The 25,915-nt window shown below is 69.4% G+C and carries 25 protein-coding genes and 1 riboswitch; of the genes, 13 read left to right on the forward strand and 12 right to left on the reverse strand.

Annotated elements, in window-relative coordinates; all coding sequences use genetic code 11:
• Positions 1 to 17: 17 nt before the first annotated feature.
• The 7 genes from trxB to ABD437_RS34800 form a co-directional block, all read right to left on the reverse strand.
• Positions 18 to 956 carry a thioredoxin-disulfide reductase gene (gene trxB / locus ABD437_RS34770; RefSeq protein WP_344653216.1) on the reverse strand — a complete coding sequence of 313 codons (939 nt, stop codon included), beginning with the start codon at positions 954 to 956 and terminating at the stop codon, positions 18 to 20.
• 92 nt (positions 957 to 1,048) lie between these two features.
• Entirely contained in the window at positions 1,049 to 1,906 is an 858-nt protein-coding gene (locus ABD437_RS34775; protein WP_344653217.1) for a hypothetical protein, read from the reverse strand.
• On the reverse strand, positions 1,903 to 2,490 hold the full coding sequence (gene sigM, locus ABD437_RS34780; protein WP_344653218.1) for an RNA polymerase sigma factor SigM: 588 nt from the start codon (positions 2,488 to 2,490) through the stop codon (positions 1,903 to 1,905). Before sigM ends, ABD437_RS34775 begins: the two co-directional genes overlap by 4 nt.
• Positions 2,491 to 2,501: 11 nt before the next feature.
• Positions 2,502 to 3,914, reverse strand: coding sequence for a protein kinase family protein (locus ABD437_RS34785; protein WP_344653219.1), 1,413 nt, complete (start codon positions 3,912 to 3,914; stop codon positions 2,502 to 2,504).
• Between the two features lie 307 nt (positions 3,915 to 4,221).
• Positions 4,222 to 5,040 carry a C40 family peptidase gene (locus ABD437_RS34790; protein WP_344653352.1) on the reverse strand — a complete coding sequence of 273 codons (819 nt, stop codon included), beginning with the start codon at positions 5,038 to 5,040 and terminating at the stop codon, positions 4,222 to 4,224.
• 12 nt (positions 5,041 to 5,052) lie between these two features.
• A riboswitch (cyclic di-AMP (ydaO/yuaA leader) is annotated at positions 5,053 to 5,226 on the reverse strand.
• Between the two features lie 391 nt (positions 5,227 to 5,617).
• Positions 5,618 to 7,474, reverse strand: a complete 1,857-nt coding sequence (gene murJ / locus ABD437_RS34795; RefSeq protein WP_344653220.1) for a murein biosynthesis integral membrane protein MurJ — start codon at positions 7,472 to 7,474, stop codon at positions 5,618 to 5,620.
• Positions 7,471 to 7,950 carry an NUDIX hydrolase gene (locus ABD437_RS34800; protein ID WP_344653221.1) on the reverse strand — a complete coding sequence of 160 codons (480 nt, stop codon included), beginning with the start codon at positions 7,948 to 7,950 and terminating at the stop codon, positions 7,471 to 7,473. Before ABD437_RS34800 ends, murJ begins: the two co-directional genes overlap by 4 nt.
• Positions 7,951 to 8,139: 189 nt before the next feature.
• Here ABD437_RS34800 and ABD437_RS34805 point away from each other — a divergent pair, with 189 nt between their 5' ends.
• Positions 8,140 to 9,591: a CCA tRNA nucleotidyltransferase gene (locus ABD437_RS34805; protein ID WP_344653222.1), complete on the forward strand. Its 1,452-nt coding sequence runs from the start codon at positions 8,140 to 8,142 to the stop codon at positions 9,589 to 9,591.
• Positions 9,592 to 9,613: 22 nt separating this feature from the next.
• Here ABD437_RS34805 and ABD437_RS34810 read toward each other — a convergent pair whose 3' ends face one another.
• The gene (locus ABD437_RS34810) at positions 9,614 to 10,939 is read right to left on the reverse strand and encodes an MFS transporter (RefSeq protein WP_344653223.1); all 1,326 of its coding nucleotides are present in this window, start codon (positions 10,937 to 10,939) and stop codon (positions 9,614 to 9,616) included.
• Between the two features lie 145 nt (positions 10,940 to 11,084).
• Between ABD437_RS34810 and ABD437_RS34815 the strand changes: the two genes are divergently transcribed.
• Together ABD437_RS34815 and ABD437_RS34820 are read left to right on the forward strand one after the other, a co-directional pair.
• Positions 11,085 to 11,498, forward strand: coding sequence for an NUDIX hydrolase (locus ABD437_RS34815; RefSeq protein WP_425558311.1), 414 nt, complete (start codon positions 11,085 to 11,087; stop codon positions 11,496 to 11,498).
• On the forward strand, positions 11,498 to 12,016 hold the full coding sequence (locus tag ABD437_RS34820; RefSeq protein ID WP_344653225.1) for a GNAT family N-acetyltransferase: 519 nt from the start codon (positions 11,498 to 11,500) through the stop codon (positions 12,014 to 12,016). Before ABD437_RS34815 ends, ABD437_RS34820 begins: the two co-directional genes overlap by 1 nt.
• Positions 12,017 to 12,056: 40 nt before the next feature.
• Here the strand turns inward: ABD437_RS34820 and ABD437_RS34825 are convergent, their stop codons facing one another.
• Positions 12,057 to 13,130, reverse strand: a complete 1,074-nt coding sequence (locus ABD437_RS34825) for an inositol-3-phosphate synthase (RefSeq protein ID WP_344653226.1) — start codon at positions 13,128 to 13,130, stop codon at positions 12,057 to 12,059.
• Between the two features lie 62 nt (positions 13,131 to 13,192).
• The gene (locus ABD437_RS34830; protein ID WP_344653227.1) at positions 13,193 to 13,795 is read right to left on the reverse strand and encodes a PadR family transcriptional regulator; all 603 of its coding nucleotides are present in this window, start codon (positions 13,793 to 13,795) and stop codon (positions 13,193 to 13,195) included.
• Between the two features lie 157 nt (positions 13,796 to 13,952).
• On the opposite strand from ABD437_RS34830, the gene ABD437_RS34835 reads away from it, so the two are divergent.
• The 3 genes from ABD437_RS34835 to ABD437_RS34845 all read left to right on the forward strand — a co-directional run bounded on the left by ABD437_RS34835 (position 13,953) and on the right by ABD437_RS34845 (position 18,831).
• The gene (locus tag ABD437_RS34835) at positions 13,953 to 14,357 is read left to right on the forward strand and encodes a DUF5318 family protein (RefSeq protein ID WP_344653228.1); all 405 of its coding nucleotides are present in this window, start codon (positions 13,953 to 13,955) and stop codon (positions 14,355 to 14,357) included.
• A 276-nt stretch (positions 14,358 to 14,633) separates the two neighbouring features.
• The gene (locus ABD437_RS34840; RefSeq protein ID WP_344653229.1) at positions 14,634 to 17,246 is read left to right on the forward strand and encodes a transglycosylase domain-containing protein; all 2,613 of its coding nucleotides are present in this window, start codon (positions 14,634 to 14,636) and stop codon (positions 17,244 to 17,246) included.
• A gap of 88 nt (positions 17,247 to 17,334) precedes the next feature.
• Positions 17,335 to 18,831, forward strand: coding sequence for a glycosyltransferase family 87 protein (locus ABD437_RS34845; protein WP_344653230.1), 1,497 nt, complete (start codon positions 17,335 to 17,337; stop codon positions 18,829 to 18,831).
• Here the strand turns inward: ABD437_RS34845 and ABD437_RS34850 are convergent.
• Entirely contained in the window at positions 18,778 to 20,481 is a 1,704-nt protein-coding gene (locus ABD437_RS34850) for a hypothetical protein (RefSeq protein ID WP_344653231.1), read from the reverse strand. The two genes, ABD437_RS34845 and ABD437_RS34850, sit on opposite strands and share 54 nt — an antisense overlap.
• Positions 20,478 to 21,254 (reverse strand): deoxyribonuclease IV, encoded by a 777-nt coding sequence (locus ABD437_RS34855; protein ID WP_344653232.1) that lies wholly within the window; start codon positions 21,252 to 21,254, stop codon positions 20,478 to 20,480. The genes ABD437_RS34850 and ABD437_RS34855 overlap by 4 nt, the downstream gene beginning before the upstream one ends.
• Before the next feature lie 155 nt (positions 21,255 to 21,409).
• Between ABD437_RS34855 and ABD437_RS34860 the strand changes: the two genes are divergently transcribed.
• The 7 genes from ABD437_RS34860 (at position 21,410) to ABD437_RS34890 (ending at position 25,860) form a co-directional block, all read left to right on the forward strand.
• On the forward strand, positions 21,410 to 22,288 hold the full coding sequence (locus tag ABD437_RS34860) for a hypothetical protein (RefSeq protein WP_344653233.1): 879 nt from the start codon (positions 21,410 to 21,412) through the stop codon (positions 22,286 to 22,288).
• Between the two features lie 131 nt (positions 22,289 to 22,419).
• Entirely contained in the window at positions 22,420 to 22,710 is a 291-nt protein-coding gene (rpsF, locus tag ABD437_RS34865) for a 30S ribosomal protein S6 (protein ID WP_035859660.1), read from the forward strand.
• A 78-nt stretch (positions 22,711 to 22,788) separates the two neighbouring features.
• Positions 22,789 to 23,307 carry a single-stranded DNA-binding protein gene (locus ABD437_RS34870; RefSeq protein WP_344653234.1) on the forward strand — a complete coding sequence of 173 codons (519 nt, stop codon included), beginning with the start codon at positions 22,789 to 22,791 and terminating at the stop codon, positions 23,305 to 23,307.
• A gap of 60 nt (positions 23,308 to 23,367) precedes the next feature.
• On the forward strand, positions 23,368 to 23,604 hold the full coding sequence (gene rpsR, locus ABD437_RS34875) for a 30S ribosomal protein S18 (protein ID WP_035859653.1): 237 nt from the start codon (positions 23,368 to 23,370) through the stop codon (positions 23,602 to 23,604).
• 13 nt (positions 23,605 to 23,617) lie between these two features.
• Positions 23,618 to 24,067, forward strand: a complete 450-nt coding sequence (gene rplI / locus ABD437_RS34880) for a 50S ribosomal protein L9 (RefSeq protein ID WP_344653235.1) — start codon at positions 23,618 to 23,620, stop codon at positions 24,065 to 24,067.
• Between the two features lie 199 nt (positions 24,068 to 24,266).
• Positions 24,267 to 25,073: a CPBP family intramembrane glutamic endopeptidase gene (locus tag ABD437_RS34885; RefSeq protein ID WP_344653236.1), complete on the forward strand. Its 807-nt coding sequence runs from the start codon at positions 24,267 to 24,269 to the stop codon at positions 25,071 to 25,073.
• A 58-nt stretch (positions 25,074 to 25,131) separates the two neighbouring features.
• Positions 25,132 to 25,860: an AAA family ATPase gene (locus ABD437_RS34890; RefSeq protein WP_344653237.1), complete on the forward strand. Its 729-nt coding sequence runs from the start codon at positions 25,132 to 25,134 to the stop codon at positions 25,858 to 25,860.
• Positions 25,861 to 25,915: the final 55 nt, after the last annotated feature.

The raw sequence follows: 25,915 nt of genomic DNA on the forward strand, positions 1-25,915 counted from the left end.
ACTCGGGGCGGAACTGATCAGTCGGTGAGAGCGGCGACGTAGTGCTCGGCGTCGAGAGCCGCCACACAGCCCGTGCCGGCCGCGGTGATGGCCTGGCGGTAGGTGTGGTCGACGAGGTCGCCACAGGCGAACACGCCGGGCACGTTGGTGCGGCTGCTGGGAGCCTCCACCTTCACGTAGCCCTCGGCGTCCATCTCGACCTGGCCCGTGAACAGCGCGCTGCGCGGGTCGTGGCCGATCGCGATGAAGACACCTTCGGCGTCGAGCACCGACTCCTCGCCGGTGACCGTGTCCTTCAGGCGGACGCCGACGACCTTGCCGTCCTGGCCGAGGATCTCGGTGGGGACGTTGTTGAGCCGGAAGTCGATCTTCTCGTTGGCCTTCGCCCGGTCCACCATGATCTGGCTGGCGCGGAACTCGTCGCGCCGGTGCACGATCGTCACGGTGTCGCCGAAGCGGGTCAGGAAGGTGGCCTCCTCCATCGCGGAGTCGCCACCGCCGATAACCGCGATCTTCTTGTTGCGGAAGAAGAAGCCGTCACACGTCGCACAGGACGAGACGCCGTGGCCGAGCAGGTCGTTCTCGCCCGGAACACCGAGCCGACGCCAGGCCGAACCGGTCGCGAGGATCACCGCGTGCGCCTTGTACTCGCGGTCGCCGACCTTGACGATCTTCACCGGACCGGAGAGGTCGACCTCGGTGACGTCGTCGGTGACCAGCTCCGCGCCGAAGGCCTCGGCCTGCTTGCGCATGTTGTCCATCAGGTCCGGGCCGTCGATGCCGCCGGGGAACCCGGGGAAGTTCTCCACCTCGGTGGTGGTCATCAGCGCGCCACCGGACTGGACGCCCTCGAACACGAGCGGCTTGAGCGAAGCCCGGGCCGTGTAGACGGCTGCGGTGTAGCCCGCCGGACCGGACCCGATGATGATCACGTTCCGGATCTCTTCGCTACCCACGTCTTCCTCCAGGGCTATCTCCGCTGACAGTCACGCAAACGCCATGGTAGGTGCCGTCATTCCCGCTCGGGTCAGCGTGCCCGACGTCACCTTCAGCGGGGGTAGGAGCTCCGGGCGCGCTCGTCGGCGTTTCCGTCGACCCCGCATTCCGGGCCGGCGGCCACCACCGCGACCCGGCTCGGGTCGGCGTCCTCGGTGAGTACGACGACCACCGGGGCGCCGTCCAGCGTCGCGTAGTCGACGAGGAGCGGCTCGATGGTGATGCCGAGGGCGGCGAGGCAGTTACGGAGCTCGGTGGGGCTCGTGAGGCGCTGCAATGCGGCTGGAATCGCCGCGCTCGCCGCCGGCGCCCGGCTCGGACCGGCCGAGGCGCTCGGCCGGGGTGCGGCGGCCTCCGGCTGCAGCACCAGGGATCGCGCCTGCTGCGCGAGCTCGCGGGTGGAGTAGGAGATGCCGGAGACCCGGGTGGGCGGCGGGGCGGCCGGTGCGCTCAGCACGTCGGGCGCGGAGTCGTTCTTCGACGCCGCCGAGGTCTCCGCCGAGTCGTCACCGGACGAGGTGGTCAGCTGGCCGACACCGAGGCCGAGCACTCCGACCACCGCCGCGGCCGCCACCCATCCCCCGGCGACCCGCCAGCGCCGCGACGCGCGTTCCTTCTCTTCCCGCCGCCGGGTCAGATCGGTGGCCGGAGCCGGCCGTTCCTCGTCCGTGGGAGCCGGCGCCGACGCCAGCGCCTGGTCGAGCGAAGCGGCGACGGCCGTGGGCATCGGGATCTCGGGGAGCGCGGCCAGCTCGGCGGTGATTCCGGGCGCCACCATGGTGAGCTGACGGTAGGCGTCGGACCACTCCTGATCGGTGGCGATCCGGGCCGCGACGAGCTCGCCGTCGGGGGTGCCCTCGAGGAGGCCTTCGGCGTAGTCCGCCAGCAGATCCAGTTCAGACGGTGTCACCGGGCACCTCCTTCCGTCGATTCGACGTCATTCCGGGCATCGGGGTTCCGGAGATGGCCGAGCATCACGGCCAACCGGGCCCGTCCACGCGCACAGCGGCTCTTCACCGTGCCGACGGCCACGTCGAGCATCTCCGCCACGTCGGCCACCGGATGCCCCTGGACGTCCACCAGGATCAACGCGACCCGCTGCTCCACCGGGAGCTCGGCCAGCGCCGCCTGGACGTCCAGCGCGGTCTCCCGGGCCGCGATCGGATCGTTCGGCGCGGCCGGTGCCCGGCCGTCGTCCTCCGGCAGCGGCACCGTCGGCCGGGACTGCCGTCGTCGTATTCGATCGAGGCAGGAATTGACGACGATGCGGTGGAGCCACGTCGTGACCGCCGCGTCACCGCGGTAGGTCCCCGCCGAGCGGTACGCCGAGAGCAGCGCGTCCTGCAGCGCGTCGGCGGCGTCCTCGCTGTTGCCGATCGTCCGGAGCGACACCGCCCACAACCGGTCCCGGTGGCGGCGCACGAGCTCGCTGAACGCGTCGGGATCACCGTCGACGTGCGCCCTCAACAGGGCACGGTCGTCCAACGGCTGCATGGGCCGAGAGACTAGCCCTTGACGGTGATCTCGGAGATCGCGACCTGGTACTTGCCGTCCTGGTTCGTGCCGGTGTCGGTGATCCAGACCACCAGGAACGGCGTGCTGACCGGCTTCTCCAGGGTGATCGTGGCCGTCGCGGCCGAGTTCGTCTGCGACGGGCTGATCACCTTGTACGGGCTGATGTCGGTGGGCCGCGACGACGGCTGCTCGGAGCCGGCCCGCAGTTCGAACGTCGCACCCGGGTGATCGAACGCGATCGTGACGCTGGAGACGTTCTTCTCGCCGCCGAGGTCCAGGATCAGGCCCAGGCCGGGCTTGAACTTGCCGAGCTGCGAACCCTTGTACTGGTCGGTCTTCCACACGGTGGAGGGCTTCCCGTCCACCGCGTTGCCGGGGGACTTGTCCTCCGCGAAGTCACCGCCGGGCCCGTCGATGAACGTCGCCCTGACCACCTTCACCGGGCCCCCGCCCGGCTGGGCCGACGCGGACGCGCTGGGCTTGCCCGACGGGCTCGCGTCGCCTCCCCCGCCGAAGTTGGGCAGGCCGATCGCGGCGACGCCGATGATGACGCCCAACACGACCAGGACACCGACGACGAGGACGCCGAGCCGGGTCCACCTCGGGCCGCTCGTGGCCGGTTCCGGCGCGAGCACGGCCAGCGCGCTCAGAGCCGGGTCGGCGACGTCGTAGCGGCGCAGTTCGCTCGCCAGATCGGCGGCGGTGGGCGGCGGGACGGCCGGATCGAGCAGATCCATCGTCAGCGCGTCGAGGTAGCCGGGGATGCCGGCCCGGATCTGCCGCGGCGAACACATCCGACCGTCGACGCGGGTGGCGTCGGGCAGGCCGGTGCGGTGCGGTGGCAGGACGTCGGGCCACTGGCCGGTGAGCCCGGCGTAGAGCAGGCCACCGAGCGCACGGATGTCGGCCGGCTGCTGCCCGGGACCACCCAGGTGCAGATCGACGAGAGTGACCTCGTCGTCGTTGCCGATCAGGACCGTGGACGGAGTGAGGTTGCCGTGCGCGTGGCCGGTGGCGTGGATGCCGGAGAGCGCGTCGGCGGTGTTGCGCACCAGCGAGGCGGCGCGGGCCGGGTGCAGCGGCCCGTTCGCGAGCGTGTCGAAGAGCGTCTGGCCGTGCACCCACTCGCGGACGACGTAGGCCCGCGGCCCCTCGTCGACGGCGTCGTAGACACCGATCACCGACGGATGAACGATGCGCCCGGCCGCGACCGCCTCGGCGATCATCTGCTCGGCGGCGGGCCCACCCGGGACCCGGAGCTCGATCGAGACCGTGCGGTTGAGCAGATTGTCCGTGCCGCGCCAGAGTGCGTGCCCGCTGGCGGCATCGGCGTAGAGCGCCTCTTCGAGCCGGTACCGGCCCGCCAGCACCTCACCCTGAACGGGCGCGCCGACCTGTGTCACAACCCGCCCTCCCGCAGCATCTACCGCTCCGCCCCTCAGGGTAGGCCGTGCGGCGGCTACTGGGGACAGGTCCATCCTGCCTGTTCCGGCGCGTCGGACGCCACCGGAAGATTGGCTCTCGTAGGCAACGAATGGTTCCGCGACACAAAGTATCGCGGCGACGCACACGTCCCGCACGCGCGGCACGGGCTTCCGGATCGTGTGTCGCGGCAGTTCACAGCGGTTGTGGCGGCTCGGAATGAGTGCGTGATGAGAATTGATGAGGAAAAACCCGCGCCTGGGCGCGGGTTTTTCCTCATCACGACACTCAGACCAGGCGGCGAACCACGTAGGTGTTGCTCCAGATCTTCCGCTTGGCCACTGGCTGGCCCGCGGTGGAGGCGTCCCACATGTAGTTACCGCCGGCGTAGATCCCGGCGTGGGAGTAGTAGCTTCCGCTGCCGAACAGGATCAGGTCGCCCGGCTTCTTGGAGCCCTTGCCGACCGACTTGCCGTAGCGCGCCTGCTGCGTGGCGCTGTGCGGCAGGTTCTTGCCGAACTGCTTGTAGATGAAGCGGGTGTAGCCCGAGCAGTCGAACGAGTTCGGACCGGCGGCACCGAACACGTACGGCTTGCCGGCCTGACGGGAGGCCGCCTGCACGATCGCGTTGCCGTTGGACTTGGCCACGACGTGGTGGTTGGGCGAGACCTGCTTCTGCGTCCCGTTGACGTAGAGCAGCGCGCGCCAGTTGGAGGTGCCGCCGATCGTCACGGTCCACTCGATCTGACCGGACGGGCGTGCCTTCTTCGTGCTGACAGTGCGCCAGCCCCGGCTGGACTGGTACTGCAGCGAGATCGACTTGTAGGCAGCTGGTGAGCCGTTCACCGTCGCGATCGCGTGGAGCGTGGTCTTCGCTCCGGTGGTGACGGTCTTGGCGCCCGACAGCTTCGCGGCGGCTGGGACGGCGGATGCTGCTGCTGCCGGAGAGGCAGTCACGCCGATCAGGCCTACGCCGAGCGCGCCGGCAACTACGCCGGCGATTGCGGTGGTCCGGAGTGTGGCTTTGCGCGCCTTGGTCACGTTTTGGGTGGTGAACCCGGGACGGTCGTACTGTTTTGCGGGCAGGGCACACCGATGGGAATGCACCGTATGCAAGGAGAGTCCTTCCGTGCACGCCTGCGGAGTTAGCTGTCGGGTTCGGGCGGGAAGGTGTAGTGCCCGGTCGCGCTCAGCGCGTCTTCACCCCAAGGGATCGCGCCGGATCTGTTCTCCGGCGACCCCACGTGCGTGTGGGTCCCCCGCTCCTGTCCATTTGATTGGCTACTCGTCGGGACACCGCGGATTCGTGGACAGGGCTCGGCGTGCGAATCCGGGCGGTGTGCGCGGCTTGGCTGCCGCGTCAGTTGCCGCGAAGAACTGAACCTGCGCCTCGTGGGAGTTGCCAGTGCTTTGCGACGTGCGTCACAGTCAATTTGTTAATTTAGTACCACTTCACGGGTATTTCACGTACCGCTGGGGACATCTTCGGCGCGTCGCGAAGCGGTAACGGTGAGATGTGAAGCGTGTTGCCAGTTGGAAAAGTGAACCCGACTAATGGGTTCAGACGTCACGTGGCGTAGTCGGCCCGGAGACACCGTTCAGAGCGACAAAACGACCCTACCTGCGGCGTGGGCTTCGTCACGTTATTCCGCGAGGATTGTGGATAACCCTCCGTGTTTACGCGTCAGCGGCCGGGCAGGCGACGCTTCACGGTGTTCGCCACGTCGACGACCTCCGGGACGCGCAGACGCAACGCCGCCACCGCGTAGACGCCGACGAGCACGGCACCACCCACGACGAGGGAGACGAACGCGCCGAGCTTCCCGATACCGAGGGCCGCCTGGAGGCCGTACGCGACGCCCCAGCCGACCAGGCCGGCGACCACCGCGGCGAGACCCAGCCGAGTGATCGTCCGCACCGAGGCCGCGGTGTCGAGGCTGCCCAGCCGACGCTTGAGGAAGTGACCGGAGACCAGCACCGCGACGATGTAGGAGACGGTGTTGCCGCACTGCAGGCCGACCACGACGTAGTCGTCCGGCACCACGAAGAAGACACCGAGGTCGAAGACGATCTTCGCGACGACCACCGGCAGGTTGATCAGCGCCGGTGTCTTCGTGTCGCGGAGCGCGTAGAACGCGAAGATCTGCATCTGGCTGATCGCGAACGGCACCAGGCCGATCGCGGCCGCCATCGTGGCGTAGCCGGTGGCGATCGCCTGATCGTGGGTGAACTCACCCCACTGGAAAACCGTGACGGTGAGCGGGATGCCCAACACCAGATACGCCGCCGTGGCCGGAACCAGGACGACCGACGAGAGCCGGGTGCCCAGTGAGAGGTTCCGGGTGACCTCGGGGAAGTTCCGGTCGGCCGCGGCCGCGCTCATCCGCGGCAGCAGCGCGGTGAGGATGCTCACCGCGACGATGCCGTGGACCATCATGAACATCAGGAACGCGTTGTTGTGGATCAGCGGCCCCGGCCCGCCGCGGTTGCCGGCGTAGTTCGCGATCTTGATCACGGGAAGCAGGCCGAGCTGGCTGACGCCGACGTAGACGAACATCCAGGCGCCGAGCCGCCCGGCTTCACCCAGGCCGGCGCCACGCAGATCGAAGCGCCACTTCCAGCGGAAGCCCACCTTGCGCAGTGCCGGCCACAGCGCCAGTGACTGCAGCACGATGCCGAGCGTGGTGCCGATGCCGAGAACCGCGACCTGAGCGCCGGTGATCGTCTCCGGGTTGAGCGTCGCCGGACCCGGCAGCAGCAGGAACACCGCGGCGGTGACGATCACCGTGATGTTGTTGAGGATCGGTGCCCACGCCGGGGCCGCGAACTGGTTCCGCGTGTTAAGCACGGCACCGAGGAGCGCGGACAGACCGTAGAAGAAGATCTCCGGCAGCAGGAGGTAGGCCAGCGTCGTGGTGAGCTGCCTGCTGGCCGACGTCGAGTTCGAGTCGGCGAAGAACGCGGTCAGCAGCGGGGCCGCGATCAGCGCGACCGCGGTCGCGGCGGCGAGCAGGAGCGCGGCCGCGGTGAGGAGACGGTGGGTGAACGCCTCGCCGCCGTCGGCGTCGCGTTTGCGCGCGGTGACCAGCAGCGGAACGACGACGCTGGTGAGGATGCCGCCGAGCAGGAACTCGTACAACATGTTCGGGAGCGTGTTCGAGACCTGGTAGGCGTTGCCGACCAGGCCGCCGCCGATCGCGGCGCCGATGACCGCGGTGCGCAGGAAGCCGGTTGCCCGTGAAACGAGGCTGAACAGCGCCATGACACCGCTCGAGCGGGCGACGCTCTGCGCCCCGCCGTCCTTGCCGCTTCCGGCCGGCTCTTCCGGGCCCGGCGCGATCGGTGCGACCGGTGGGGCGATCGGCACGGTGGGCTCCGCGGCTCCGGTGGCGACCGGGCCGACGGGCTGCGAAATCGTCGGGAGCACGGCCGTCGGCTCCTCGCCGGGCGTCTGCGTCGGCAGCACCACGGTCGAGTCCGGGTCGTAGAGGTTCGAGCGCGGTCGACGCAGGTCGAAGTCGGCGGACTCCGGCCCGGTCACGCAGGACGCTCGAGCAGGTCGGGCACCCGGGCGATGAGCTTCCGCTCGTCCGGGTAAGCCAGCCTTTCCGGGATCTCGCCCAGCGGAACCCACGCCACCTCGGTCACCTCCACGTCGGCGTCGGAGAGCACTCCGGCCACCGCATCCAGGAGGAAATGGTGCACGGTCTTGTGGATGCGACGGCCCTCGAACACGAACCAGTAGTCGACCGTACCGAGCGCCGCCAGCACGTCTCCGACGATGCCGGTCTCTTCGGCGACTTCACGGGCCGCGGTCTGTTCGAGCGTCTCGCCGGCCTCGACGTGTCCCTTGGGCAACGACCAGAGCAAACGACCGCGACGGTCGAGTTTTCCGATCAGCGCGCCTTCGAGATGGCTGCCGTCGCCCTGGACGACCAGACCACCTGCGGAGACCTCTTCGACCCGACGCAGCCGCCCGGGACCCCCGGGCCGACGCGGGGAGCTTCGGCGGGCCATGAAGCTGACGATAGCGCTCGTGTCGGGTGAACGCCGTGAGGCCGTCCAGGGACCGGCTCGTGACCGGGACGGCCGTCGCACCGCCGCCGCGCAGATGTGATAAAGCGGAAAACCCGTGCGTCGGCGGCGGCTGCCAATAGATAAGGTTCAGCCCGAACCCCCGAACCGTCTCCCGATACTGGTCTTACTGTGGCTCCTATCGCACCTACTTCTCTGACCGCCGCTCAGCAGAGCGCCGTCGCCGAGCTCCTCCGGGTCTTCCCGGTGGCCGACGATCTCGGTCGCCGCTTCCAAGCCGCCGGCCACGAGCTCTACCTCGTCGGTGGCTCGGTACGGGACGCTCTGCTCGGCCGGCTCGGAGACGACCTCGACTTCTGCACCGATGCCCGCCCCGACCGCGTGCTCGAGCTGATCAACGGCTGGGCCGAGGCCACGTGGACCACCGGGATCGAGTTCGGCACGGTCGGCGCCGCCCGGCACGGGCTGCGGCTGGAGATCACCACCTACCGCGCCGAGGCCTACGACCGGCAGAGCCGGAACCCGGTGGTGCGGTACGGGGAGTCGCTCGCCGACGACCTGGTCCGGCGCGACTTCGCGGTCAACGCGATGGCCGTGAGCCTGCCCGACCACCGGTTCGTGGACCTGCACGGCGGTCTCGACGACCTGGCGGCCCGGATCATGCGGACACCCGGTGCTCCCGAGGACTCGTTCGCCGACGATCCGCTGCGGATGCTGCGTGCGGCCCGCTTCGCGTCGCAATTGAAGTTCGCGGTTGCTCCCGAGGTCGTGGCGGCGATGACCGCGATGGCCGACCAGATCACCCGCATCACCGCCGAGCGGGTGCGTGACGAGCTGACCAAGCTCCTCCTCGGCGCGGACCCGGTCACCGGGCTGCGGCTGCTCGTCGACACCGGGCTGGCCGCCCACGTGCTGCCCGAGCTGCCGAACATGCGGATGGAGATCGACGAGCACGCCCAGCACAAGGACGTCTACGAGCACACGCTCACGGTGCTGAAGCAGGCCATCGACCTGGAGTCGGACGGGCCGGACTTCGTGCTGCGCATGGCCGCGCTCCTGCACGACATCGGCAAGCCGGCCACCAGGGAGATCCAGTCCGAGGGCGGGGTGAGCTTCCACCACCACGAGGTGGTCGGGGCCAAGATGACCCGCCGCCGGATGAAGGCACTGCGTTACCCCAAGGACGTCACCGAGCAGGTCGCGACGCTCGTCTTCCTGCACCTGCGGTTCCACGGGTACGGGCGGGGCGAGTGGACCGACTCGGCCGTGCGCCGGTACGTCACCGACGCCGGTGACCTGCTGCCCCGGCTGCACCGCCTGGTCCGGTCGGACTGCACCACCCGGAACAAGCGGCGAGCCGCGGCGCTGGCCCGTTCCTACGACACGCTCGAGGAACGCATCGAGCGTCTGGCGGCCGAGGAGGACCTGGCGCGGATCCGTCCCGATCTGGACGGCAACGCGATCATGGAGCTGCTCGGCGTCCCGCCCGGCCCGATCGTCGGCAAGGCCTGGAAGCACCTCAAGGAGGTGCGCCTCGACCGGGGTCAGCTCAGCCGCGACGAGGCCGAGGCGGAGCTGTTCCGCTGGGCCGCGGAGAACGGAATCCGGCCGGCGGCGGAGTAGCCGCCAGCCGGTGACGGCGAGCTCACGGGGCGTGGCTACCCACTCGCGGGGTCGTCACGCTCACCTCGGACCAGCCGTGACGCACGGTCCAGCGCGCCACCCACCCGGCCAGGAGCAGGTGCCCCGCCCCCACACCGAGGAACACCGGCCAGGACCGGCCGGAGTCCGGCAGACCGAACGCGCCGATCAGCAGCCCGCTGACGACGCACACGTTGAAGAGCATGTCGTAGAGCGCGAACACCCGGCCGCGGTACTCGTCGTCGACCTCGGACTGCACCCCGGCGTCGACCAGGATCTTGACGCCCTGGGCGGCGAGCCCGGTGACCACGGCGACCGCGACCACGGCCGGGGTCCGCGGCACCGCGACGACCACCGGCCACGCCACCGCGGCGACGACGAGCAGGCTCACCATCCAGGTCCGGCGCGAGATGAGCCGGACCGCGCCGGGCGTCACGACCGCGGCCAGGAACGCGCCGAGGCCGGTCGCGAGCACGACCTGCCCGAGCCCGGTGTCACCGCTCGGGAACAGGCCGGTGCGCTCGAGCGTGTTGCGGTAGAGCAGGAGGAGCGCCATCGTCGTGACGCCGAACCCGATCCGGCCGAGACCGACGGTCAGCAGGCCGTACCCGGCGGCCCGGCGCTCGGCGAGGTGACGTGCGCCGGCGGCCATCCCCGCCACCACGGAGCGCACGGTGTCCAGACGTGCGGTGGGGTCGTCCCGGTCGGGCCCCAGCGCGGAGACGGCGAACCGGCCCGCGAGCGCACCGGACAGTAGATAGGCGGCCGCGGACACCAGGACGATCACCGCGTACCCGAGGTCACCGGCGTCGACGAGGCTCCGCAGCCCCACCGCGACACCGACGCCGAGCGTCAGCACCACGGTGCCCGCGGTCGGGGACAGTGCGTTCGCGGTGACGAGCTCGCGGTCGTTGGCGACGTGCGGCAGGCCGGCCGAGAGCCCACCGAGGATGAACCGGTTGACCGCTACCGCCACCAGGGCGAGGAGCAGGAACGGCCCGGTGCGTCCGCCGGCCCAGAGCACGCCCGAGACCCCCACCAGCACCGCGGCGCGGACCACGTTGGCCCAGAGCAGCACGTTCCGCCGGGGATAGCGGTCGAGCAAGATGCCGGTGAACGGGCCGAGCGCCGAGTACGGCAGCAGGAGCACCGCGAAGCCCAGCGCGATCGCGACCGGTTCGGTCTGCCGGTCGGGGTTGAACAGCACCGAGCCGGCCAGCGCGGCCTGGAAGACGCCGTCGCCGAACTGCCCGGCGAGCCGGACGCCGAACAGGCGGCGGAACTCGCGGCGCCGGAGCAGCCCGCCCAGCTCCCGCCACGCGCCATTCACGGCGCCCAGAGTACGGGCGCCGACCGTGGATCTAACATGAACAACGTCGCTCCTAGGAGGCTTAGTGACCGGTGTGTCACCCATTGCCCCGACCCGCACCACCGCTGGTGCCGCGGTCCTCGTTCTCCACCACGATCGACTACTGATGATTCGGCAGGAGCGTCGCACCGGGGTGCGCTGGGAGGTTCCCGGCGGCGGTCAGGAAGCCGGCGAGACGCTCGAAGCCGCCGCCGTGCGGGAGGCCCGCGAGGAGGCCGGCGTCGACGTGTCGGTGGACCGGCTCATCTGCACCTACGCCTCGTACCGGCTGCACACCGGCACCGTGGTGCTGGGCGCGTTCTACCGGGGCACGCTGGTGGACACGGACGTCGAGCCCGTGCCCCAGCTGGACGAGGGCATCGTCGAGGTGCGGTGGCTCGATCCCCGGTCGCTCGGCGAGGGTGAGCTGGGGCCGCTCACCCAGCGCGTGCTGGACCGCTGGTGGCCGGCCCGGGACCAGGCGGCGGCACCGTTCCACGTGGAACTATGGCGAGACCGCAACGGCTACCTGCCGGGCTGATGGCAGAGTTTGCCCAGCTCACCGGGCCGTTACCGGCACGCACGGCGGCGAATCTCTACAGCGTCGTCGCCGGGGTGGTGGCGTCCGGCGGTGCGATCGGGTGGTCGTCCATCCCGAGCCGCGCGGAGTTCGACGAGTGGCTGGCCGAGGTCGTCGACGCGGTGCGGGGCCGAGAGGCGATCGGCGTGCTGGCCGGGGGAGCGGGCGGGGCGGTGCTCGGCTTCGGCTACTGGCGCCGGTACTCGCGACCGACGCTGCGGGTGAACGCCGACATCGAGAAGGTGTTCGTCGCGCCCGGCGCCCGGGGAGCCGGCATCGGGCGCGGGTTGGTGAGTCTGTTGGCGGAGTCCGCACGCCAGGCCGGGATCGAGACGTTGACGCTCGACGTCCGGGGTGACAACACGGACGCGATCCGGCTGTACGAGCGGCTCGGCTTCACCGAGTACGGGCGGCGCCGCGGCTTCGTGGCCTTCGGCATGTTCCGCTACGACCAGGTCCTGCTGTCGCTGAAACTCTGAAGGGGCGCGGCCCGGTGGCCGCGCCCCTTCAGGAGTCAGATCAGATCTCGCCCTTGATGAAGGCCTCGACGGCGGCCTTGGCCTCGTCGTCGGAGTACTGCTCCGGCGGCGACTTCATCAGGTACGACGACACCGAGTTGATCGGGCCGCCGATACCGCGGTCCTTGGCGATCTTCGCGGCGCGAACGGCGTCGATGATGACGCCGGCCGAGTTCGGGGAGTCCCAGACCTCGAGCTTGTACTCCAGGTTCAGCGGGACGTCGCCGAACGCCTTGCCCTCGAGGCGGACGTAGGCCCACTTGCGGTCGTCGAGCCACGGCACGTAGTCGGACGGGCCGATGTGAACGTCGGCCTTCTCCATTTCGTGCGGGATCTGCGAGGTGACCGACTGGGTCTTGGAGATCTTCTTCGACTGGAGGCGCTTGCGCTCCAGCATGTTCATGAAGTCCATGTTGCCGCCGAAGTTGAGCTGGTACGTACGCAGCAGCTCGACCCCGCGGTCCTCGAACAGCTTGGCCATCACGCGGTGGGTGATGGTGGCGCCGACCTGCGACTTGATGTCGTCGCCGACGATCGGCACACCGGCGTCGGTGAACTTCTGGGCCCACTCCGGGTCGGAGGCGATGAACACCGGCAGCGCGTTGACGAACGCGACCTTGGCGTCGATCGCGGCCTGGGCGTAGAAGCGGTCGGCGTCCTCGGAGCCCACCGGCAGGTACGACACCAGGACGTCGACCTTCGCGTCCTTCAGCGCCTGGACGACGTCGACCGGCTCGTCGTCGGACTCGGTGACCATTTCCTGGTAGTACTCGCCGAGGCCGTCGAAGGTGTGACCACGCTGCACGGTGACGCCGGTCGGCGGCACCTCGGTGATCTGGATCGTGTTGTTCTCGCTGGCGACGATCGCCTCCGAGAGGTCACGCCCGACCTTCTTGGCGTCCACGTCGAACGCGGCCACGAACTCGACGTCGCGGACGTGGTAGTCGCCGAACTGGACGTGCATGAGCCCGGGCACCCGCGTCGTGGGGTCAGCGTCACGGTAGTAGTGCACGCCCTGCACGAGCGACGCGGCGCAGTTGCCGACGCCGACGATGGCGACACGTACGGAGCCCATAGGGGCCTCCCTCTCTGTGTTTCAACTCACGGTAAAAGTGTTTGCCTGAGGAACTGGAGCGCTCACAGTTCCTCGTCGGGAGCCGCCGCCGGGCGCTCCAGACCGGCGCGTGGTGAGCGACCGGCCTGCTCCTTGGCGATCAGCTCGTTGATCCAGCGGACCTCCCGGTCGGCTGATTCCAAGCCATGGCGCTGCAGCTCGAGCGTGTAGGCGTCCAAGCGCTCGCCTGCTCTGGCGAGCATCTGGGACAACCCGTCCCGACGTTCCTCCACCCGCCGCCGGCGTCCCTCGAGGATCCGGAGCCGGGTGGCCGCATCCGTGCGGCTGAAGAACGCGAAGTGGACGCCGAAACCCTCGTCGTCGTCGTAGGTCTCGGGGCCGGAGCCGGCGAGCAGGGCGGCGAACCGCTCCTTGCCTTCGGCGGTGAGTTTGTAGACGACTCTTCCCCGTCGGCCGGTGAGCGGCGGAGCGGTGACCACGTCGTCGGGGTCAGGTGCGACCTCGGTGATCCATCCCCCCGCTTGGAGCCGTCGGAGGGTCGGATAGAGCGACCCATAGGAAATCGCCGCACGAAACGCCCCGAGCAGGGTCGTCAGCCGCTTACGCAGCTCGTACCCGTGCATCGGGCCTTCGTGTAGGAGACCCAAGACCGCGAACTCGAGCACCGCCGGGCCTCCTCTCGTCCATCTGGCGTTGGCTCGCGCCGATGTATCGAGACGATACATCCAACCGATGCCTCGACGCACGGGACACGGGGGTAATTCACGTCATGGGCATTCATCGACCCTCAGTGGTCGCCCGGTCACGGCGTACTCTTCGGCTGTGCGGACCCAGAGGCAGGTCGTCGACTACACGTTGAAGCGCCGTGCGCTTCTGCGTGAGGTCCACGCGGGCCGGGTCGCCACGATGGAGGTCTGCGACGCATCGCCGTACCTGGTCAGGGCGTCGAAGTTCTTCGGTGAGGCCACCACGACCCCGTGCCCGATCTGCCGGCGCGAACCGGTGTGGCACGTCAACTACATCTACGGCGACGAGTTGCGCGCGTCGGCGGGACAGGCGCGCCCGCGCGCGGAGCTGGCCGTGCTGGCCGCGCACTACCGGGCCTTCGACGTCTACGTCGTCGAGGTGTGCCGCGGTTGCGGCTGGAACCATCTGGTGGAGAAATACGTGTTGGGACGCGACGGTCTCGGCGACGACGCCGACGACCGGCGACGAGCGGCGGACTGATCCCCCGTACGGCTCGATTTCTCGCCCTGACTCCCAGCGGGTTGTCAGGGCACGGTCTACTGACCAGTGATCAACCGGCTGCTGTCTGTCGTTTGGATTAAAGCTGGTTAAGGATGTGACCGGGTTGGCCCGTGGTGCCTATGCCATAGGGGAGACTCGGTCAGTGAAGGCCCGTTTACGGCAAGGCGTGGGAAATGGTGATTGCTCTGTGAGCGGCGTGTCACAGGAGCGCGGGGCTGTTTTGATCGCTTGGTCCTTCCGGGGCATGGTGGGCGTATGAGTTACGGCCAGACCCCCGAGGGTGGTGACGGTAACCCCGACGCGCGCGAGCGTTCGTCGAGCGGGACCGTCTACGGCGGATCGGCGTCGAGCGGTGCGGCCAGAGTGGGCGGCGGCACCGTCTACGGCGGTTCGTCCGGTGGCTCGTCCGGCACCACCTACGGTTCGGGCGCCGCTTCCGGCGGTACCACGTACGGCTCGAGTGCGGCGTCGGGAAGTTCGTCGTCCGGCACCACGTACGGATCGTCGGCGGCCGGTCGCAGCGGCACCACGTACGGCTCCAGCGGTGGCACCACGTACGGCTCCAGCGGCGGCACGACCTACGGCTCGAGCAGCGCGTCCGGCGGTACCACGTACGGCTCGAACGTCTCGTCCGGAACCACCTACGGCAGCGCCGGCGGTGATCGTCCGGCCGGTCTCGGACCGCGCAGCCGCGCGGCGGCGCTGGAAGACGACCAGTTACTCCCAGAATTCGGTGGTATGGCACCGAATTCGCCGAAAAAGGTCAAAAAGCCTGGACGCCGCAAGAAGATCTTGATCGGCGTCGGGGTGACCACCGCGGTCGCGATGCTGCTCGGTCTCGTCGGTGGCGGGGTGGCCTACGCGAGCACCGTACTGCCGCCGATCCCCGAGGCCAGCGGCACCACGCAGCTCCAGTTCTCCGACAACATCACCTTCGCCACGTTCTCGGCCGAGAACCGGGTCGAAGTGCCGCTGAGCAAGGTGCCCAAACACGTCCAGTACGCCGTGACCGCGGTGGAGGACCCGGACTTCGAGAACAACAAGGGCGTCTCGTTCCGGGGAACCGCCCGTGCGGTGTGGGGTCTGGTCAAGGGCGACGAGGGCGCCGGCGGTGGCTCGACGATCACCCAGCAGTACATCCGCAACGTGTTCAAGATGACCAAGGAGCGGAGCTACACCCGCAAGGTCAAGGAGATCATCCTCGCGAGGAAGCTCTCCGACACCCTCTCGAAGGACGAGATCCTCGAGGGTTACCTGAACACGATCTACTTCGGCCGCGGTGCCTGGGGCATCCAGCAGGCCGCGCAGGCGTACTTCGGCAAGAACATCGACAAGATCACGCCCGAGGAAGGCGCGGTTCTCGCCGCGGTCATCAAGGACCCGACGAACTTCGATCCGGCGAACAAGCCGGAGAGCGCCCAGGGGCGCTGGGGCTACGTACTCGACCAGATGGTCGCGACCGGCCACCTCGACGAGGCCTCCCGGGCGTCGCTGGCCTACCCGAAGGTGCTGCCGGAGGCCAAGCGCACCGGTGAGTGGCGGAGCGGGTCCACCGGCATCCTCGGGCAGAAGGTAGAGGCCGAGCTCAAGAAACTCGGCTTCAGCGAGCAGGACATCAACACCGGTGGCCTGACCGTGCTGACGACGATCAGCAACAAGGCCCAGAAGGCCGCCGAGAAGGCGTCGCAAGAACAGCTCAAGGGCCAGGACAAGGACATGGCCACGGCCATGGTCTCGATCGACCCGAAGGACGGCGCGGTCCGGGCCTACTACGGCGGTGACCGCGGTTACGGCAACCTCGACCTCGCCTCGGCGTCGGCACCGCACCCGGCCGGCTCCTCGTTCAAGCCCTACGTCCTCGCGGAAGGCGTCAAAGAGGGCTACGGCATCGACTCGAAGTGGGACGGCACGTCCGGGCAGAAGTTCGAGGACCGCGAAGCACCGCTGCGCAACTCCGAGGACGACAGCTGTGGAAAGCAGTGCACGCTGACCCAGGCGACGGTCCAGTCGATCAACACCGTGTACTGGGCCCTCACCCTCGAGGTCGGGGCTAAGAAGGTGGCACGGCTGGCGGAGAAGGCCGGCGTCAAGACGCTCGACGGCATGCCGGTCGAGGAGCGGATCAGCAAGGGCATCAACTCCGGTATCGGTATCGGTCAGTACTCGGTCTCGGTGCTCGAGCAGGCGGCCGGCTACGCGACGTTCGCGAGCTACGGCACGTACCACGAGCCGTACTTCGTCTCGAAGGTCCTCGATGCCGACGGCAAGACCGTGCTCTACAACCGGGCGGACAACCCGTCGCAGCCGGTGCAGGCGTTCGACAAGTCGGTGGGCCGTGACGTCTCGTACGCCATGCAGCAGGTCTACGACAAGTCGTCGAAGAACAAGATCAACCGGGACGCCGCGATCAAGACCGGCACGCAGCAGTACCAGAACACCGACGACAACGCCCACGCCTGGATGTGCGGTTACACGCCCAACCTGGCCACCGCGGTCTGGGTCGGTAGCGGCGCCGACAAGGACATCAAGCTCAAGGACCAGGTGAACGGCGGCCGCGTCTACGGCTCCGGGATCCCCGGCCGCATCTGGAGCTCGTTCATGAAGACGACGCTCACGGGCGTCGAGAAGGAGAAGTTCGCCGAGCCGCTGCGCGAGGGCGACAAGCTCGGCAACGCGCCGACCGAGGAACCGGACCCGACGCCGTCGGACACGCCGGATCCGAACAACCCCGACGGCCAGAACGACGGTGCCCCCTGGTACGGAGACAACGGCCAGTCGCCGAGCCCGTCGGACGGCACCAATGGTGACGGGCAGCAGGGTGAGAATCCCGACGGCCAACAGCAAGACGGCAGCATCTGGCCCAACTAGCGCCGACCGAGTCGACAGCGCCCCGCCCGGCAGCCGCCGGGCGGGGCGCTGTCGCACCCGGCTTTGCCCCGTGCGGCAGGATCGGGGCGTGACCGAGCGAACCGACGTCGACATCGTGCTCCCGAGCCACCGCGATCCGGTCGTGGCGGGCCTGTCCGGGGCCGTGGGCGGCCCGCTGGGCCGGCACGCAACGCTCCGCCGTCGGTTCTGGACGCCACTGCAGGTCATCCTGCTGTTGACCACGCTGGTGTTCGCGTTCAACTGGGTGCAGAAGTCCCCCTGCCGGGACGGCGCCTGGGAGAACTACGACCAGTACCGCAACGCGTGCTACACCGACGTCCTGGCGCTCTATTACGCCGAGGAGCTGAACAAGGGGTACGTCCCCTACCTCGACCACGACGTCGAGTACCCGGTGCTCACCGGCATCATGATGGGCGTCATCGGGCTCCCGGTGCACGCGCTGATCTCCAGCGGAGCCGTCGACGCGCTGACGCCCGGCAACATCAACGAGGGCACGGTCTTCTACGACCTGACAGCTCTGGCGCTGGCCGGCTTCGGTCTCGTGACGGCCTGGGCGGTGGTCCGCACCCGGGAACGACGACCATGGGACGGGGCGATCGTCGCGCTCGCCCCCGCGGTGTTCGTCACCGCGACCGTCAACTGGGACTACCTGGCGATCGCGCTGACCGCACTGGCGATCCTCGCCTGGTCGCGCAAACGGGCCGGCTGGGCCGGCGTGTTCTTCGGGTTGGCGACCGCGGCGAAGTTCTACCCGCTGCTCATCCTCGGTCCGCTGGTGCTGCTCTGCTTCCGACGGCGGACGGCGGAGGCGCGTCTCTCGGCGCTGGTCACCGTCAGCACCGGTGTCTTCACCTGGCTGGTGATCAACGTGCCGTTCGCGATCATGGCGCCGGACGGCTGGTCGCGCTTCTTCCGGCTGTCGTCGGAGCGGCCGATCGACTGGGGCACGTTCTGGTACATCGGCACCCACATCCCGGTCGGCCGGGACGCCGAGGGCAAGCCGGAGCTCGGGTTGCCGCCGTTCGTCTGGCTCGGTGAGCACATCCCGGCGTTGAACACGGTGGCCTGGTTGACGTTCACGCTGTGCTGCATCGGCATCGCCGCGCTGGTGCTCTTCGCCAAGCGCAGGCCGCGGCTCGGCCAGGTGGCGTTCCTGGTGGTGGCCGCGTTCCTGCTGACGAACAAGGTCTGGTCGCAGCAGTTCGTGCTGTGGCTGATCCCACTCGCGGTGCTGGCCCGGCCGAAGTGGCGGGCGATCCTGATCTGGCAGGCCGCCGAGCTCGCCTACTTCTTCAGCTTCTACCAGATCCTGATCCGGGTCTCCGGTGGCAAGACCACGGTGCTCCCGGAGGCGGCGTTCACGCTGGCGAGCATCGGCCGGTGGGTGAGCGTCGCCGTGCTCTGCGGTCTGGTGATCCGCGAGATCCTGCGGCCGGAACTGGACGTGGTCCGGCGCGACGGCGTCGACGATCCGGAGGGCGGGGTGCTCGACGAGACACCCCCGCCCCGCTCACCGAAGGTCGAACAACACCCCGTCGCCGCGGTCGCTGCGTCGGACGTCTAGCCCGCTCACGTCGGCCGTCAGCGCGTTCTGGTACTCCCCGCCGACCGCGCTGAGGTCGCCGGACTGGAGCACCAGCACGGTGTTGATACCGAGGCGGCGGAAGTAGGCGATGCTCCGCTCGCTCGGGAACTCCTTGGCCGCTTCCCGGATCGTCGACTGCGACTGCGGGGTGAAGCCCGAGCCACCGTTGACGATCTTCGGGAACCCGTCGGTCGACCAGAGCATCACCCACTGGTCGCGGGCGTCGCTGGGCAGCACGAGCGCCGGACCGACGATGTCCTTGAACGACTGCGGCTGGGCCGGCACCCGCGGGTGCGGCGTCGTGTTGATGCCTTCGACGCCCACCAGCAGGGCCGGGATCAGCGCGAGCGCGACGACGAACCGCGGCCAGCCGGTCGGTTTCGCGAAGCGCTCGCCGATCGCGGTGATCGCGCCGGCGGCGAGGATCGCGAGCAGCAGGCTGGTCCACACGACCAGGCGACCCGGGGTGCGGATCGCGTCCCAGCCCGGCAGGTAGCGGTAGAGCAGCAGGTAACCGAGCTCGCCACTGCCGAGGAACGTCGTGCCCATGCCGAGGACGAGGCTGACCGCGGTGGCCACCCAGAGCAGGATCCGCTGCCGCAGCGTCCAGGAACTGATGAACAGGCCGACGACCGCGGCCGCGCCGACGAAGATGCCGGGCAGCATCGTCATCTCCGGTGCCCAGACCAGCGTCTCCCGCGCCCGGGCCGACGATTCACCCCACAGCCAGGACGTCTCCGGCGCGGTGAGGAACCCGCGGAACGGCGGGGAGAACAGCCCGAGGTCGGCCTCGGTGCGCCGGGCGTACGGGTGGGCCTCGACGACTCGCAGGTACGGGCGGGCCATCAGCGCCGTGATCGTCAGGAACGCGAGCATTCCGACGCCGTCGGCGATCAGGAGTTTCTTCGGCAGTCGCGGGCGGCCGGTGACCAGCCAGCCGATCGCGGACGCCAGACAGATGCCGCCGAGCACGTACCCGAACGGCAGACCGACGCCGAAGCCGATCGTGATCTGCCAGCAGGCCAACCCCCAGCCGGCCGCCGCCCAGCCCGGCCGCACCTCCTCGGGGCGGAAGCCGCGGGTGAACGAGTACCCGTGCCCCTTGGCCAGCGCGGCCAGCGCCAGCGCGATACCGCCGGTGGAGAGCACGTGCAGGTGGCCGGCCTGCCCGAGCCGCCACGGCGCGTAGCCGACGGCGAGACCGGCCAGCACGGCGCCGGGCCAGGCCGAGCCGAGTCGCCTCGCGAGCGCGTAGCCGCCGACCGACGCCAGGTAGAACGCCAGGACGTACGCGATGTTGTAGCGGACGACCGCAGCGGTCGGGCCCTCGCCGAAAAAACCCAGCGGGGCGTAGCCGAGCAGGCTGTCGGTGAACGCGAACGAGTCGTGCTCGGGGAAGAGCACGTTGGCCTGCCAGAGCGCGCCCGGCTGGGTGAGCAGCGCGTGCCCGCCCCAGGCGATCTCCCACGCGATCAGCAGCGGGTCGAACGTGTCCTGGGGGATGGTGGTGGCCGGGTGCTTCAGCGTCGGCCAGGTGAGGATCACCGCGACGAGCGCGAATCCCACGCCGACGAGCGTGAACTCGCTGGTGCCGAAGCGTCGGACTCTCTCCGGTACCGCCACGCTCACTTGGCCAGCCGCTCCTTCAGGAACTGGATATCGGCGCTCTGCCCGTCGTCACCGCCGGGGGTTTCGCAGATCGCCGGCGCACCGGCCGCTTTCACGGTGGCGACGATCAGGTCGGGGTCGATCTGGCCGCTGCCGAGGTTCTCGTGCCGGTCGCGACCGGAGTCGAACGGGTCCTTGGAGTCGTTGACGTGCACCAGGTCGATGCGACCGGTGATCGCCTTCACCCGGTCGACGATGTCCAGCAGGTCCTCGCCGCCGGCGTGGGCGTGGCAGGTGTCGAGGCAGAAACCGGGCTCGTACTCGCCGATCGCGTCCCACAGCATCGCCAGCCGGTCGAACCGGCGGGCCATCGCGTTGTCACCGCCGGCGGTGTTCTCGACCAGGATCGGCAGCGGGAACCCACCGGACTCGGCGGCCTGCGCGAACGCCTTGCGCCAGTTCTCGAAGCCGACCTCGGCGTCGTCTCCCTTGCCGACGTGGCCGCCGTGGACGATCAGCCCTTTCGCTCCGACGCCGGCAGCGGCCTCGGCGTGCTGGCCGAGGATCTTCCGGGACGGGATGCGGATGCGGTTGTTGGTGCTGGCCAGGTTGATGACGTACGGCGCGTGGATGTAGACGTCGACGTCGCTGGCTTTCAACGCCTCGGCGTCGTCGCGCGGCACCGGTTTTTTCCAGCCTTGCGGGTCACCGAGGAAGAACTGGACCACGTCGGCGCCGCGAACGGAGGCGGCGGCCAGTGGGTCGGCGGGGTCGACATGGGCACCGATTCGCATGGAACGTGAGCCTAGGCCCTGTGTCACGAGCGCCGCGCCCGGTGCGGGGCTGCCCCTAGAGAGCGTGCGTCACCGCCGTCGGGTGACGTCGTTGGCTTCGGTAGACCATCGCGGGCTGCGGTACGGGAGGGCCGGTGTCAGGACATCAGCAGCGCGTGGCCGCGCCTCCTGCACTCCTCACGCTGGCGGCGCTACTCGGCCTGCTCGTGGGTGGGGTGGCCGTTCCGGCCGTCGGTCGAGCCGATCCGGTGGACGTCGAGGTGTCGGTGACCACGACGCGCGAGGTGACGCGGATCCGGACGACGACGGTCTCGGCGGGGCGGCTCACCGTGTCGACGGTGCGATCGGTGCTCGTCGTCCAACCGCCGGCGATCGGGTTGGCCGGTGTGCCCACGCAGGGCAACGGGAACGGCAACGGCGAGGGCAAAGCCGAGAAGGCCGAGGAGAAGGAAGAGAAGAAGGCCGCGAAACAAGCCAAGAAGGAAGCCAAGCGACAAGCGAAGAACGGCGTCGACGAGGACCTCGGTACCGAGTCCGACGACGACGAGTCCGTCGAGAGCGAAGCCTCCGACGATCCGTCGGCCGCCGACCCCGCCACCTCGTCCGACGAGCGCGGCTCCACGTCCGAGGAGTTCGGTTCGACACCTAGCCCGGACGTGACCCCGGACCCGGCCCCGACCGACGGTCCCGCGAGCTCCGCCACCTCGGCGGCACCCTCGTCCCCGGCTGCCGCGGGTGACCGGCGCGGACACCGGGAGGACGCGGATGAGGGCGGAGCCGCCACCCCCTCGGGCCCGGCGCGGCCGGACGCCGAGGACTCCGACGTCGAGGAGACTCCTGCCCTTCCGCCGTTCCCGGGCTTCTCCAGCCGGCACGACCAGCTGGGACTCGTCGTGCTGCTCTCGCTCGTCGTCGCGGTGGGGCTGGGTACGGCCGGGTTCCGCACGGTGCTGGCCTGCCGCCCGGTGGTCGAGGTCGGGGCCCATTCGCAGGCGGCCAGCCGGGCCCGTCGAGCGGTTCGCCGCCGCGCCTGATCCACAGGGCGTCGCTCGGGGCGGTTGCGCTCCGTGGTCGCTGGTAAGGTGGTCGGGATTGCATGACGCAATCGACCCTCCTGTCACGGACCGACCGTGACCGCCTGAGTCCAAAGGAGGTGGGTTCTACCTTGCGTCATTACGAAGTCATGGTGATCCTCGACCCCGATCTCGAGGAACGCACTGTCCAGCCCTCGCTCGACACGTTCCTCAACGTGATCCGCACTGCCGGTGGCAGCGTCGAGAAGGTCGACGTATGGGGCCGCCGTCGGCTCTCGTACGAGATCAACAAGAAGGTCGAAGGCATCTACGCCATCGTCGACCTGAACTCGGAGCCTCCGGCCGTTGCGGAGCTCGACCGTCAGCTGAACCTCAACGAGTCCGTTCTGCGGACGAAGGTCATCCGCCCCGACCAGCGCTGATGCGCTGAGATCAACCGATTTTCGTCGTACCCCTCGTGCATGGTGTCCGACGAAACCGGTTGAGGAGGATCGCACCCCATGGCAGGCGAAACCGTCATCACCCTGGTCGGCAACCTTGTTGACGACCCCGAGCTGCGCTTCACCCCGAGTGGCGCGGCTGTGGCGAAGTTCCGTATCGCGTCGACGCCGCGTACCTACGACCGGCAGAGCGGGGAGTGGAAGGACGGCGAAAGCCTCTTCCTCACCTGCAACGTCTGGCGTCAGGCGGCGGAGAACGTGGCCGAGTCGCTGCAGCGCGGCATGCGCGTCATCATCCAGGGCCGGCTCCGGCAGCGGTCCTACGAGACGCGCGAGGGCGAGAAGCGCACCGTTTTCGAGGTCGAGGTCGACGAGGTCGGCCCGTCGCTCCGCAGCGCGACCGCGCGGGTCAACAAGACGACCCGCGGTGGTGGTGGCTCCGGCGGCGGTTACGGCTCGTCCGGTTCCGGCGGCGGCGGTAACTCCGGCGGTGGGGCGCCTGCGGACGACCCCTGGGCCGTGTCGACTCCGGCCGGAGGGGGCGGCGGCGGCGCGTTCGCCGACGAACCCCCCTTCTGACGCCGCGTCGGCCACAGCCGCGTAGAGCCACTGATAGCCAGAGCAGAGTAAGGAAGACCCATGGCCAAGCCGCCCGTGCGGAAGCCCAAGAAGAAGATCAACCCGCTCGACAAAGACAAGATCACCTACATCGACTACAAGGACACGGCGCTGCTGCGGAAGTTCATTTCCGACCGCGGCAAGATCCGTGCCCGTCGAGTGACCGGTGTGTCGAGCCAGCAGCAGCGGCAGATCGCTCGCGCGATCAAGAACGCCCGCGAGATGGCGCTGCTGCCCTACACCAGCACCGCGCGCTGAGGAAGGCGAGGAAATGAAGATCATCCTCACCTCTGAGGTCAGTGGTCTCGGTTCGCCCGGCGACATCGTCGAGGTGAAGGACGGCTACGGTCGCAACTTCCTGCTGCCGCAGGGCAAGGCCATCGCGGCCACCCGCGGCCAGGAGAAGCAGGTCGCGCAGATCAAGCGCGCGCGTGACGCTCGCCAGGTGCGCGACCTCGGTCACGCCCAGGAGATCAAGGCCGAGGTCGAGAAGCTGAAGGTTCAGCTCGCGACCCGCGCCGGCGAGGGCGGCCGGCTGTTCGGCTCGGTCACCGCCGCCGACGTCGTCGCCGCGGTCGTCCGGGCCGGTGGCCCGGAGCTCGACAAGCGTCGCCTCGAGCTGCCCGGTCACATCAAGACGACCGGGTCGCACAAGGTCGCGGTGCGCCTGCACCCCGACGTGTCGGCGAACATCTCCCTCGACGTGGTCGCGGAGAAGTAAGCCTCGCTTCGATGGCCCGGCCCGCACTGCGGACCGGGCCATCGACGTGTCCGGCGCCGATCGGTCCGGGCCATCGACGTGTCCGGCGCCAGGTCCGGGAGCGCGCCGGCCGAAGCGGTCCCGTTCCGACGCGCCGGAACGCGCTCGAGTGGGACCGGTCGCGGCCGGGCAACGCGGCGCGGATGGGTAGCCTGCGAGCGTGAGCGTGCGCACCATCCTCGCGCCCGCTCGGCCGGCGGAGCCGCTCGTGGTGACCGACCCCGCCGAGCGGCGCGCCCTCGGGCTCGAAGTGTTCCTGGTCTTCGCCCTGACGCTGGGGCTCTCCGGCGTCCGCAGCCTGCTCTCGCTGCTCGACTCGCTGCTGCAGCCCCAACGCCTGGCCGACCAGACCGTCGCGTTGAACGTGTCGCGTGCGGCGGCGAACCTGATCGACCTCGCCTACCAGTTGGTGTCGGCCGGGCAACTGGGTGTCTGGGGCGGTCTCGGCCTGTACCTGCTGTGGCGTTCCGGCATCGGCCTGCGGGCGATCGGCCTCGACCGCGACCGGATCCGCGGTGACCTCGCCGGCGGCGTGGGCCTGGCCGCTTTGATCGGGCTGCCAGGCCTCGGGTTCTACCTCATCACCCGCGCGATCGGGATCAACCTCACCGTCGTGCCCGCGGCCCTGGACGACGTCTGGTGGCGGGCGCCGGTGCTGATCCTCGCCGCTCTGGCCAACGCCTGGGCCGAGGAGGTGCTGGTCGTCGGGTACTTCATCACCCGGTTGCGCCAGCTCGGCCTGGGGGAGAACGCCTCACTGCTCTCCGCCGCGGTCCTGCGCGGCTCCTACCACCTCTATCAGGGCTTCGGTGGCTTCCTCGGCAACGTGATCATGGGCCTGGTCTACGGCCGGTTCTGGCAGCGCACCAACCGGCTCTGGCCGCTGGTGCTGGGACACTGGCTGATCGACGTCGTCGCGTTCGTCGGTTACACCGTGCTGAAAGATCACCTGTCCTGGCTGCCGTGACTGTCCGGGTGGCGACTTCCCTCAGCAAATTCTTGCCTGGGCGTGTGCACACTGAAGCATGAGAGTCGGGACCGCCGTTCTTTCATCCGCCCTGTTTTTCGCCCCTCCTACCCCCACGCCCGACCTGAACACGCTGCCGGAGCCCGTACCGGCCGCCGCCCGGGTCCCGCGGCGCGGTGCCGCGTCCCGTGGCGGTCCGACGCGGCTCGATCCGGCCGATCCGGATCCCAGCCAGACGTCCCGGCTCGATCTGCCGTACCGGGCGTTCGTGGTCGTCGGCGGGGTGCCCGGCGCGGGCAAGAGCACGCTGCTGCACCGGCTGCGCGTCACGTCGCCGCGGGGTGTGTTCAGCGTCCGTGATCCGGAGGACATCCGGACCCGCTGGGAGCGGCTGCTCGGCGGTCGGCGCGGTTACCGGTTCTGGCGTCCGCTGGTGTACCTCGAGCACTACATCCGTTTACTGCTGGCGCTGCCCGGCCGGAAGACGATCGTGCTCCACGACACCGCGACCCGCGGCTGGGCCCGTCGCCTGTTGGGACTCCTCGCGCGCCTCTCGCGTCGTCCGGCGATGCTGCTCTGGCTGAACGTCTCGCTGGCCGAATCGCTGGACGGGCAGCGTATCCGCGGGCGGAAAGTGCCCGAGCGGACGCTGCGTCGGCACTGGCGGCGGTGGTCGCGTCTGCGGCCGGTCGCCGAGGACGGCGAGCCGGGCTTCGCGGCTGTGCACACGATCACCCGGGACGTCGCGCGCCGGATCGTGCTGGCGCCGGCCGAGCGTGGCCGCTGAACCGCGGTTGTGGATAGAACGTGTATGCAGTGATGTGAAGGCGTACGCACAGTAA

The sequence above is a fragment of the Cryptosporangium japonicum genome, from assembly GCF_039524755.1.
In the GTDB taxonomy this organism is placed as follows: Bacteria; Actinomycetota; Actinomycetes; order Mycobacteriales; family Cryptosporangiaceae; genus Cryptosporangium; species Cryptosporangium japonicum.

Bases quoted from the DNA above. Each gene is read 5' to 3' on its own strand.
- sigM (WP_344653218.1), bottom strand. From the start codon at position 2,490: ATGCAGCCGTTGGACGACCGTGCCCTGTTGAGGGCGCACGTCGACGGT.
- ABD437_RS34800 (WP_344653221.1), bottom strand. From the start codon at position 7,950: ATGGCCCGCCGAAGCTCCCCGCGTCGGCCCGGGGGTCCCGGGCGGCTG.
- ABD437_RS34815 (WP_425558311.1), top strand. From the start codon at position 11,085: ATGATTCGGCAGGAGCGTCGCACCGGGGTGCGCTGGGAGGTTCCCGGC.
- ABD437_RS34820 (WP_344653225.1), top strand. From the start codon at position 11,498: ATGGCAGAGTTTGCCCAGCTCACCGGGCCGTTACCGGCACGCACGGCG.
- ABD437_RS34825 (WP_344653226.1), bottom strand. From the start codon at position 13,130: ATGGGCTCCGTACGTGTCGCCATCGTCGGCGTCGGCAACTGCGCCGCG.
- ABD437_RS34840 (WP_344653229.1), top strand. From the start codon at position 14,634: ATGAGTTACGGCCAGACCCCCGAGGGTGGTGACGGTAACCCCGACGCG.
- ABD437_RS34855 (WP_344653232.1), bottom strand. From the start codon at position 21,254: ATGCGAATCGGTGCCCATGTCGACCCCGCCGACCCACTGGCCGCCGCC.
- ABD437_RS34870 (WP_344653234.1), top strand. From the start codon at position 22,789: ATGGCAGGCGAAACCGTCATCACCCTGGTCGGCAACCTTGTTGACGAC.
- rpsR (WP_035859653.1), top strand. From the start codon at position 23,368: ATGGCCAAGCCGCCCGTGCGGAAGCCCAAGAAGAAGATCAACCCGCTC.
- rplI (WP_344653235.1), top strand. From the start codon at position 23,618: ATGAAGATCATCCTCACCTCTGAGGTCAGTGGTCTCGGTTCGCCCGGC.
- ABD437_RS34890 (WP_344653237.1), top strand. From the start codon at position 25,132: ATGAGAGTCGGGACCGCCGTTCTTTCATCCGCCCTGTTTTTCGCCCCT.